Annotated in this window: 8 protein-coding genes; 5 read left to right on the top strand and 3 right to left on the bottom strand. The window is 72.2% G+C overall.

Annotated elements, in window-relative coordinates; all coding sequences use genetic code 11:
* Window positions 1–400: 400 nt before the first annotated feature.
* Both ACO0E0_RS12870 and ACO0E0_RS12865 read left to right on the top strand, forming a co-directional pair.
* Window positions 401–2,890: a phosphoketolase family protein gene (locus ACO0E0_RS12870; RefSeq protein ID WP_422871831.1), complete on the top strand. Its 2,490-nt coding sequence runs from the start codon at window positions 401–403 to the stop codon at window positions 2,888–2,890.
* A gap of 84 nt (window positions 2,891–2,974) precedes the next feature.
* Window positions 2,975–3,286 (top strand): DUF3253 domain-containing protein, encoded by a 312-nt coding sequence (locus ACO0E0_RS12865; protein WP_422871830.1) that lies wholly within the window; start codon window positions 2,975–2,977, stop codon window positions 3,284–3,286.
* 129 nt (window positions 3,287–3,415) lie between these two features.
* On the opposite strand, the gene ACO0E0_RS12860 is transcribed toward ACO0E0_RS12865, so the two are convergent.
* On the bottom strand, window positions 3,416–4,312 hold the full coding sequence (locus tag ACO0E0_RS12860; RefSeq protein ID WP_422871829.1) for an NmrA family NAD(P)-binding protein: 897 nt from the start codon (window positions 4,310–4,312) through the stop codon (window positions 3,416–3,418).
* Between the two features lie 267 nt (window positions 4,313–4,579).
* Here ACO0E0_RS12860 and ACO0E0_RS12855 point away from each other — a divergent pair, with 267 nt between their 5' ends.
* The 3 genes from ACO0E0_RS12855 to ACO0E0_RS12845 all read left to right on the top strand — a co-directional run bounded on the left by ACO0E0_RS12855 (window position 4,580) and on the right by ACO0E0_RS12845 (window position 6,503).
* Window positions 4,580–5,143 (top strand): fumarylacetoacetate hydrolase family protein, encoded by a 564-nt coding sequence (locus ACO0E0_RS12855; RefSeq protein ID WP_422871828.1) that lies wholly within the window; start codon window positions 4,580–4,582, stop codon window positions 5,141–5,143.
* Window positions 5,144–5,251: 108 nt separating this feature from the next.
* A complete protein-coding gene (locus ACO0E0_RS12850; protein ID WP_422871827.1) occupies window positions 5,252–6,211 on the top strand; it encodes a sugar phosphate isomerase/epimerase family protein in 960 nt (319 codons plus the stop codon).
* A 22-nt stretch (window positions 6,212–6,233) separates the two neighbouring features.
* Window positions 6,234–6,503, top strand: coding sequence for a hypothetical protein (locus tag ACO0E0_RS12845; RefSeq protein WP_422871826.1), 270 nt, complete (start codon window positions 6,234–6,236; stop codon window positions 6,501–6,503).
* A gap of 64 nt (window positions 6,504–6,567) precedes the next feature.
* Here the strand turns inward: ACO0E0_RS12845 and ACO0E0_RS12840 are convergent, their stop codons facing one another.
* Both ACO0E0_RS12840 and ACO0E0_RS12835 read right to left on the bottom strand, forming a co-directional pair.
* On the bottom strand, window positions 6,568–9,120 hold the full coding sequence (locus tag ACO0E0_RS12840) for an ATP-dependent DNA ligase (protein ID WP_422871825.1): 2,553 nt from the start codon (window positions 9,118–9,120) through the stop codon (window positions 6,568–6,570).
* 29 nt (window positions 9,121–9,149) lie between these two features.
* A complete protein-coding gene (locus tag ACO0E0_RS12835; RefSeq protein WP_422871824.1) occupies window positions 9,150–10,049 on the bottom strand; it encodes an SDR family oxidoreductase in 900 nt (299 codons plus the stop codon).
* Window positions 10,050–10,063: the final 14 nt, after the last annotated feature.

The following is a 10,063-nucleotide window of genomic DNA, read 5'->3' as shown; positions in this document are numbered from 1 at the left end:
GCAGCAGCCGGCGCGGGGATCTTCGACGACGACGCCGCAGCGTAGTGCGCCGGAGCCGCGTTCGCAGCCGTGAGACCGAACCCGGCACCACCGGCGATGATCGCAGCCGCAGCAGCGATGCTGACCGTGGTCTTGGTGAACTTACGCATGAGAAATCCTTTACCTCTGCTGTGAGCACTACGAACAACGGCCGAACAAGACCGAGAAGCACCCTGGGCGTTTGCCCGATGCAAGGTATTCGGCACCCACCCCCGAATCGATTGCCCATCGGCTGAGAAAGTTTCCTGACGGAGTCTCGATCCTGGATGCCCTCCCGGCGGACGCACCCCGAGCCTCCCGTCCGGTGCATCAGGATCGCGACCATCGGTCGCGTGCAGGCACGCGCGAATACGGTGGACGCATGGTCACCCGTCCCGCATCCACCTCCGAACGACTCCGTGCCGTGGACGCGTGGTGGCGTGCCGCGAACTACCTGACGGTCGGCCAGATCTACCTGCTCGACGACCCGCTGCTGACGCGCCCGCTCACCCGTGAGGACATCAAGCCCCGACTCCTCGGACACTGGGGGACGTCACCCGCGCTGAACCTCGTCTACGCACACCTCAACGCGGTCATCGCCGACACCGACCGAGACGTCCTCTACGTCTGCGGTCCCGGACACGGCGGACCGGCGATGAACGCGAACGCCTGGCTCGAGGGCACCTGGACGGAGCTCTACCCGGAGATCACCCCCGACGTGGCAGGCCTCCGGCAGTTCTGCAAGCAGTTCTCGTTCCCCGGCGGCATCCCCTCGCACGCCGCGCCGAACACCCCCGGCTCGATCAACGAGGGCGGGGAGCTCGGTTACTCGCTCGCGCACGCCTACGGTGCGGCCCTCGACAACCCCGACCTCGTGGTCGCCTGCGTGGTCGGCGACGGTGAGGCCGAGACCGGTCCGCTCGCCGCGTCCTGGCAGGCGCACACGTTCGTGGATCCCGAGAAGGACGGCGCGGTCCTGCCGATCCTCAACCTGAACGGCTACAAGATCGCGAACCCGACGATCCTCGCGCGGATCCCGGACGACGACCTGGTCGCGTACTTCCGCGGCCTCGGACACGAGCCGATCATCGTCGACTCGAAGCGCGTCGACGACGACCCGTTCGCCGTGCACGCACTGCTCGACGGTGCGATGCGCCGGGCATTCGCCGCGATCGACGACATCCAGGCCGCAGCCCGCGCCGGGAACGGCGACGGCGCCCTGCGACCCCGGTGGCCGATGATCGTGCTCCGCACCCCGAAGGGCTGGACCGGCCCGAAGGAGGTCGACGGCGTCCCGGTCGAGGGCACGTTCCGCGCGCACCAGGTCCCCCTCCCCGGCGTCCGGGACGACGACGCCCACCGCGACCAGCTCGTGGCGTGGATGCGTTCCTACCGTCCGGAGGAGCTGTTCGACGACGACGGCCAGCCGGTCGCGGCGCTCTCTGCCATCCGACCCGACGGCGACAAGCGGATGAGTGCTTCGCCGCACGCGAACGGCGGTCGGCTCCGGACCGCGCTCGACCGCCCTGACCTCGAGCCGTACGCCGTCGAGGTCGACGAGGACCGCACCGTCACCGCGTCGTCGACCGGGACGCTCGGTCCGTGGCTCCGCGACCTCATCGCACGCAACCCGGCGACGTTCCGGCTCTTCGGCCCCGACGAGACCATCTCGAACAAACTCGACGCCGTGTTCGAGGACACCGAGCGGGTCTGGCGGGCGCGGACCGAGGAGCACGACCAGTACCTCGCTCCGCAGGGTCGGGTCACGGAGATCCTGTCGGAGCACGTGCTCGAGGGGATGCTCGAGGGCTACGTGCTGAGCGGTCGCCACGGGCTCATCAACACCTACGAGGCGTTCGCTCACATCATCGACTCGATGGTCGGACAGCACGCCAAGTGGCTCGAGTCCTCCGCGGACATCGATTGGCGTGTCCCGGTCTCGAACCTCGCGATCCTGCTGTCCAGCCACGTCTGGCGGCAGGACCACAACGGCTTCTCGCACCAGGACCCCGGGTTCCTCGACGTCGTCGCGTCGAAGCAGCAGGACCTCGTCCGGATCAAGTTCCCGCCGGACGCGAACTCGTTGCTCGCCGTCGCGACGCACGCGATGGAGACGACCGAGCGGATCGAGGTGATCGTCGCCGGCAAGCACGAGGAGCCGGTGTTCCTCGGTCTCGCCGACGCGGTCGCGCACGCGGACGCAGGCGTCGGCACGTGGGACTGGGCCGGCACCGAGTCCGCCGCCGGTGGCGCGGGCGGAACCGGCACCGGCGTCGAGACCGGCACCGACACCGGCGTCGACGTCGTGCTCGCCTGCGCCGGGGACGTCCCGACCGTCGAGACCGTCGCGGCCGCGGACATCATCCGCCGACACGCCCCGGACGTCGTGGTCCGGGTGGTGAACGTCGTCGACCTCCTGTCGCTCGGCGATCCCCGTGTGCACGACCACCCGCTCTCCGACGACGACTACGACGCCCTGTTCCTGCCCGGCACGCCGGTGGTGTTCGCGTTCCACGGCTACCCGTCGCTCGTGCATCAGATGACGTACAACCGGCACGGGCACGACGACATGCACGTGCACGGCTTCATGGAACAGGGCACGACGACGTCGCCGTTCGACATGGTGATGCGGAACGACATGGACCGCTTCGCCCTCGCGCACGACGCCCTCACCCGGGTCGGCGGCGACTCGTCCCGGTTCGCCGAGCTCCTCGACCGCCTGACCGCGGCTCGGACGGCAGCGCGGGCACACGCCTACGACAAGGGCGAGGACCACCCCTCGGTGGCCGGCTGGCGCTTCGCCGGCTGGCCGCAGGACGAGCCTGCCTCGGAGGACGCCGGCGCGTCCGACGGGCACGAGTCGGAGGGCTGAGCCACGGGTCGACAGTCGAGGGCGTCGCTCGAGGCGAGCGCGGCCGCGCACGCCGAGCGCACCTGCGCGTCCTGCGGGCGTCGGATGCCGTCGTCCGCTGCGCCCGACGCGAAGTACTGCTCGGACGCGTGCCGCCGCCATCGGGTCGACGACACCGACCGCGCCCTCGAACGGGCGATCTCGGACATCCTCGACGCCCGCGCGGCGACGTCGAGCACTTGTCCGTCCGAGGCTGCGCGACGGGTCGCCCCGGATGACTGGCGTCCGCTGATGGAACCGGCGCGTCGCGCCGCTCGACGGATGGTCGCGCGTGGCGAGGCGGAGATCACCCAGGGCGGTTCCGTCGTCGACCCGTCCACCGCGAAGGGTCCGATCCGGATCCGTCGACCGCGCTGACCGGGCAGCATCGCTGCCTGGTGTGCTCCCGTTCGATGCCGCACGGGCCGCCGCGCACGCGTCGCCGGAGCGGCAGGACCCGGACGAGGGCATCCCGCGGAGTGAGCGTCGGACAGCGTTCCCGGACGATCAGACGATCGCGCGCAGGTACTCCTCGAACGTCGACGGTCGTGCATCGGGATAGCGGTCGTTCTCCACCGTCGCGAACGGCGGTGTCGTGAGCATCGACAGGTTGTACCAGGCGCCGATCGCGTGCCATGGGTTCGACGCCGTCTCGATCGTCCGACGGAGGTCCTCCTCCCCGCCACGACGTTCCCGCGAGAACGTCGACCCGGTGACCCGCTCGGCGGTGTCGATGAGCTCTGAGAACGTCACCCGCGACCCGCTGATGGCGTGCACGCCGGGCGCGGCCGTGGTGTCGACGGCGAGACGAGCGGTGAACCGGGCGACGTCCTCGATGAGCGTGACGTCGAACGGGTCGTCGCCCGCTCCCCAGTAGCGCCCTGCACCCGCGGCGAGGTCGACGACGCCGGCGGTCCGCGGATCGGTCATCATGTCCATGAACGCACCGTTCAGGACGTGGAGCACCTCGAGCCCCGTGTCGTCGATGGCGGCGTCGGCCGACCGTCGCATCGCGAACATCGGCGCCTCGGACGGCGCGTTCCAGATGTCGAGCGCGAAGTCCGACGGGATGAACCGACGGGCACCCGCACCGGCGGCCGCCCGGGCGAGACGGACCTGCCCGTCGACGATGACGTCCGGACCGCCCTGGACCGCCGACACGACGACGTCGACGCCCTCGACGGCAGCGCGGAGTGCGTCCTCGTCCGCCAGATCGCCCTGGACGAGCGTCGCACCGCGACCGGTGAGCCCGTCGAGGAGCGCGCGCTTGCCGGCGTCGCTCGGGGACGGGTCACGCACGAGCAGGCGGACGGCGACCTCGTCACCGGGCGAGTCGGTCAGGTGGTGTGCGATCCGGTTGCCGAGGGTCCCGGTCGCACCGGCGATGAGCACTGTCTGGGGCATGCGCCCACGCAACCACCCGCCGCACCCGGATCCTCAGGAACGCCCGACGCCGCTCCGGACCGGGCCGGGCCGGACCGGACCGGACCGGACGAGACCGGACCGGACCGGACGAGACCGGACCGGACCGGACCGGACCAGGATGGGATCGTGACCGATCTCGTGTTCCCGGCCCCGAGCCTCCCGTCCGTCCCCACCACCACGGGACGCGCGTTCCCGGTACGCCGCATCCACTGCGTCGGGCGCAACTACGCCGCCCACGCGCGCGAGATGGGCCACGACCCGGACCGCGAGGCGCCGTTCTTCTTCGGCAAGCCCGCCGACGCGGTCGTGGTCGACGGCGCGGACATGCCGTACCCGCCGGGCACCGAGCGCCTCGAGTTCGAGGTCGAGCAGGTCGTCGCGATCGCTACCGGCGGCGCGGACATCCCGGTCGAGGACGCGCTCCGGCACGTCTGGGGCTACGGCGTCGGGCTCGACATGACCCGTCGCGACCTGCAGGCCGCAGCGAAGTCGGCCGGCCGCCCGTGGGACATGGCGAAGGGGTTCGATGCATCGGCCCCGATCGGCACGCTCGTCCCCGCGGACGGTGTCGACCCGACGAACGGCGCCGTGGAGCTCCGGGTCAACGGCGAGCTGCGGCAGTCCGGCGACCTCGCCGACCTGATCTGGTCGGTGGCCGAGACGATCGCCGCGCTCTCCGCACTGGTCCGTCTCGAACCGGGGGACCTGCTCTTCACCGGGACGCCGGACGGTGTGGGCCCGGTCGTCCGCGGCGACGTGCTCGAGGGCACGCTCACCGGTGTCGGATCGGTCCGCACGACCATCGTCTGACGGACGGACGCGCCGTCGCCCGTGCCGGGCCTGGGAGTGTCCGCAGGTGCGCGGGCTATCAAGGACGCGGACACGCGGGGGCGGGTCCGGATCAGGAGGGCTCCGACGATGGATGAGCACGATCTGCTCGCGACCTGTTGGACGTCCGCGGGCGCACTGCGCGCCGGCGACCGCCGTGGGGGTGCCCGCAGCCCCGTCCCACTGGCCGAGCGGATCGCCGCCGTGGTCGACGCCGGGTACTCCGGACTCGGGCTGGACGTCGACGACCTCGCCCAGGCCCGCCAGACGATCGGGTTCGCCCGTCTCCACCGGATGCTCGACGACGCCGGCGTGGTCTGGATCCAGGTCGGCACGCTCCAGGACTGGTGGACGGACGGGGTCCGTCGGGACACGTCCGACGCCGAGCGCGTCCTGCTGCTCGAAGCCGCCGCGACGCTCCGGGCCTCGCAGGTGCTCGTCGCGGCCGACACCACGACGCCGTACACGAACCCGTACGCCATGACCGCCAGCTGGTCGCACCTCGCGAGGCAGGCCGAGGGCGTCGGAGCGCAGCTCGTCCTCGAGTCCACCCCGTGGTCGAACCTGCCGTCCGTCGAGCAGGCCTCCCGCTTCGTCGCGGCTGCCGGGCACGAGAACGGCGGGATCCTCGTCGACGCCATGCACGCGTTCCGCGGTGGGTCCACGCTCGCCTCGCTCCGTGCCGGCATCGTCCCGGACACGCTGTTCGCGGTCGAGCTGTCGGACGGGTCCCGCGCCCAGGCGCACGGGACCTCGCTCGTCGACGAGTCCCGCGATGCACGGCTCGCCCCCGGTGCCGGCGCATGGGACCTCGTCGGGTTCATCCGGGTGATGCGCGAGCTCGGCTTCGACGAGCCGTGGGGCGTCGAGGTGGCGACCGCCGCGCACCGAGCGCTCCCGGTCCGGGAGGCCCTGTCCCGCTCGGCCGCTGCGACCCGGGCCGTGCTCGATGCGAGCGACGCGATGGGCGCGCCGGCCGCGCCGCCGATGCCGTCGTCGCCGGCGCCGGTGTCCGCGGTCGACTTCGAGCTCCCGTACACGCCGCTGTAGCGGCACGGGTAGCGTCGCGGACATGACCGACGAGAACCAGCCCATGCCGCAGCACGCCGACGAGACACCGCTCGTCGAGAGTCAGGACGCGATCGACGACGCCAAGCGGTTCGCGGCGCAGCATTTCGACATCGACCCCGGCGAGGCCGGGCAGGCGGGCGGCGCGGACGCCGAGGACGGCGCGGACGCCGCGGACGGCGCGGACGCCGAGGACGGCGCGGACGCCGAGGTCGACGAGCTCCCCGGTGGCGGCGACGCCGTCCCGACGGACGGTCCCGCCCCCGCAGCCTGACCGTCCTCGTCCTCCGATCGGTCAGGAGAAGCCGATCGGGGGAGGGGCACCGAGCGCCCCCGCGTCAGGACTCCCGGACGACCTGGTCCGGCAGCTTGTCCGTCCGCCAACCCCGCCACGACGGCTGTCGGAGCCGCCCCGCCGCGGTCCACTCCGCGAACTCGACCTCGGCGACCCGCGACGGGTCGACCCACCGAGCATCCCGGGCATCCGCCCGCGGCACGTCGACGAAGGGCGAGGAGTCGGTCGCGAGTTCGTCGAGCACCGCGCCGATCGCGTCGAGGTCGCGGTCCCGGAACCCCGTCCCGACCTTCCCGACGTACGCCAACCCGTCCGGGCCCGGGACGCCGAGCAGCAATGACCCGACGCCGCCCGCACGACGTCCGGCGCCGGGCTTCCACCCACCGACGACGACCTCCTGGGTCGCATGGTGCTTCACCTTGACCCACGCCTCGGAGCGCGCGCCCTCCGCGTACCGCGAGGTCCGTCGTTTCGCGACCACGCCCTCCAGTCCGCGTTCTCGGCTCGCCGCCATCGCGGCGTCGAGCGTCCCCGCGAACGCCGGTGGGACCTCGACCGCGCCGCCCGGCTCGACGACGGTCCCGAGTGCCTCGCGCCGGTGTTCGTAGCCGACACGGGTGAGGTCGTGCCCGTCGGCCTCGAGCACGTCGAAGACGAGGTAGCGCACCGGGGTCGCCCGCTGCGCGGCCGCCACCTCGCGCGGCTTCGTCAGCCCCATCCGGTTCTGCAGCAGGCCGAAGTCCGGCCGCCCGTGCTCGTCGACCGCGACGACCTCGCCGTCCAGCACGGCGTCCACCCCGACCCGCTCGGCCAGTTCCCCGAGCTCGGGGTACTGCGCGGTCAGGTCGTTGCCGTTCCGGCTCGTCAGCGTCACCCGGCCGTCCCGCACCGCGGCGAGGGCCCGGACACCGTCCCACTTCATCTCGAAGGCCCAGTCGTCCGGGGTGAGCGCGCCGGGCGTCGTCGCCGGCGACGCCAGCATCGGCCGGTGATCCCCCGCGTCCGACGGTGCGGCCTCCGCGCCGCGCGCGGTCGGCGACGGCCGGGAGGCACTGCTCCCGCCCGACCCGCCGGTCCGGCTCGTCGACCGGGTCACGCCGGTGTGCTCCGCCGGGAGTCCGTCCGGCTGCTCCTTGGTGCGGTGGATGAGCCAGCTCTTCTCGTCACCGCCGCGGCCCTTGGTGTGGAGGAGCGCGAGCCGCCGGGTCCCGCGCGAGAACCCGGTGAGCGTCGCGATGACCTCCTTGCCCTCCCGCCACTTCTCGTACTCGACGGTGCCGGAATCCCAGATCGTGACGGTCCCACCGCCGTACTCGCCGCCCGGGATCGTCCCCTCGAACCCGCCGTACTCCAGGGGGTGGTCCTCGGTCTGCACCGCGAGGTGGTTGTGGCCGGGGTCGTCCGGTTCGCCCTTCGGGAGCGCCCAGCTGACGAGCACGCCGTCGTGCTCCAGGCGGAAGTCCCAGTGCAGCGCGGAGGCGTGGTGCTCCTGGATGACGAACGTCGGCACGCCGTCGGTCCGGACGGTCGGCGCGTCGGACGGCACCGGTTCCGGGGTGCGCGACGCGTGCCGCTTGGAACGGTAGGCGGTCAGCCGGTCGTCAGCCGCGCCTCCCGTCCGCGCTCCCGGGCCACGTGCCGGCCGCGACGCGTGCTCCCGCTCGTTCGCCTGCTCGGTCCGCTCCCCGTCCCAGTGCCCGCCGTCGGCGCGCCCGACCGCGAGTGACGCCGCCGCGACGGGGTGGAGCACGTCGCCGGAACTCCGGACGCGCTCGACGACCTCGTCGATCGTCAGCTGCGCGAGGCCCCGCTCGGACAGCTCGTCCCAGGTGCGGGGTGCGGCGACAGTCGGGGACGCCCGTCCGCGCATCGAGTACGGGGCGATCGTCGTCTTGTTCCCGTTGTTCTGGGACCAGTCGACGAACACCTTGCCCTCGCGCGCCTTCCGGGACATCGACGACAGCACGAGGTCGGGCATGTCCTGCTCGAGCGCCTTCGCGAGTTCGTGGGCGACGTCGCTGACCTGCTGCGGGGTGGATCTGCCGTCGAGGGCGGCGTACAGGTGGATGCCCTTGCTGCCGCTCGTCACCGGGTACGGATCGAGACCCATCCCGTGCAGGACCTCGCGCGCGGCGAGCGCCACCTCGACGCACTCCGGGAGTCCGACGCCCTCGCCAGGATCCAGGTCGAGCACGAGCCGGTCGGGCTTCTGGACACCCCCGCGTGGTCCGAACCGCCACTGCGGCACGTGCAGCTCGAGCGCGGCCTGCTGGGCCATCCACTCGAGGGTCGCCAGGTCGTCGACGACCGGGTACTCGTTGTCGTGGTCGGAGTGCTCGATGGTGTGGTGGCGGATCCAGTCCGGAGCGCTCTGCGGCAGGTTCTTCTCGAAGAACACCTGCCCGTCGACGCCGTCCGCCCAGCGCTTCCGCGTCGCCGCACGGTCACGGCAGTGCGGGAGCATGACGGGGGCCACGGCGGCGTAGTAGGCGATCACCTGGCCCTTCGTCGTGCCCGTCTCCGGGTACAGCACCTTGTCGAGGTTGGTGAGCGTCAGGGTCCTGCCCCCGACGACGACGCTCGTACCGCGTGGCATCCGTGCTCCGTTCTGCTCGCTCGCGGCGCTCAGAGCGCGACGCCGGTGGCCCCGGCGATCGTCAGGGTCGACCCGGAGGTGTAGCTCGACTCCGGACCCGCCAGGTGCACGTACGCCGCACCGAGCTCGACGGGCTGCGCGGGACGCCCGAACGGTGCCTGCTCGCCGTAGTGCTCGATCTCGTCGCCGTCGTAGGACGCGGGCTGCAGCGGGGTCCACACCGGGCCGGGGACGACCGTGTTCGCCCGGATCCCCTTCGGTGCGAGCTGCGCGGCGAGGCCGTTCGTGAACGTGATGATCCCGGCCTTGGTCATCGCGTAGTCGACGAGCCGTGGTTGGGGCTGGTACGCGGAGACGCTCGCGGTCGTGACGATCGTCGAGCCCGGTGCCATGTGCGGGATCGCCGCGCGGGTGAGCCAGAACATCGCGTAGAGGTTCACCTTGACGGTGTGGTCGAAGTCCTCGGTGGACTGCTCGGTGATGTCCTCGTGGACCTTCTGGTGGCCCGCGACGAGCACGAGGGAGTCGAGCCCCCCGAGCTCGGACACCGCGTCGGCGACGACCTGCTCGCACGTGGCCTCGTCGGTGAGGTCGCCGGCGAGGATGATCGCCTTCCGGCCGAGGTCGGCGATCACGTCGCGGACGTCCTCGAGTTCCTGCTGCTCGGCGGGGAGGCCGTTCAGCGCGACGTCCGCACCCTCCTTGGCCATCGCGATCGCCGCCGCGCGACCGATGCCCGAGTCGGCCCCCGTGACGAGCACCCGGTACCCGGGCATCCGACCCGTCCCGAGGTAGGAGACCTCGCCGTGGTCCGGTGTCGGGTCCATCGCGTTCGTGTCCCCCGTCCCTGCGCCCGCGCCGCCGGTGGGGTGCGGGAACGGCGGCACCGGGAACTGCGTGCGGGGGTCCTGCTTGTCGAGCTGGCTCATGCGGCCATCGAACC

Origin of the sequence: Curtobacterium phyllosphaerae (assembly GCF_049341865.1) — a bacterium.
GTDB classification, from domain to species: Bacteria; Actinomycetota; Actinomycetes; order Actinomycetales; family Microbacteriaceae; genus Curtobacterium; species Curtobacterium phyllosphaerae.
This window is presented reverse-complemented; position numbering and strand designations above follow the sequence as displayed.

Bases quoted from the DNA above. Each gene is read 5' to 3' on its own strand.
- ACO0E0_RS12835 (WP_422871824.1), bottom strand. From the start codon at position 10,049: ATGAGCCAGCTCGACAAGCAGGACCCCCGCACGCAGTTCCCGGTGCCG.
- ACO0E0_RS12865 (WP_422871830.1), top strand. From the start codon at position 2,975: ATGCCGTCGTCCGCTGCGCCCGACGCGAAGTACTGCTCGGACGCGTGC.
- ACO0E0_RS12860 (WP_422871829.1), bottom strand. From the start codon at position 4,312: ATGCCCCAGACAGTGCTCATCGCCGGTGCGACCGGGACCCTCGGCAAC.
- ACO0E0_RS12840 (WP_422871825.1), bottom strand. From the start codon at position 9,120: ATGCCACGCGGTACGAGCGTCGTCGTCGGGGGCAGGACCCTGACGCTC.
- ACO0E0_RS12870 (WP_422871831.1), top strand. From the start codon at position 401: ATGGTCACCCGTCCCGCATCCACCTCCGAACGACTCCGTGCCGTGGAC.
- ACO0E0_RS12845 (WP_422871826.1), top strand. From the start codon at position 6,234: ATGACCGACGAGAACCAGCCCATGCCGCAGCACGCCGACGAGACACCG.
- ACO0E0_RS12855 (WP_422871828.1), top strand. From the start codon at position 4,580: ATGGGCCACGACCCGGACCGCGAGGCGCCGTTCTTCTTCGGCAAGCCC.
- ACO0E0_RS12850 (WP_422871827.1), top strand. From the start codon at position 5,252: ATGGATGAGCACGATCTGCTCGCGACCTGTTGGACGTCCGCGGGCGCA.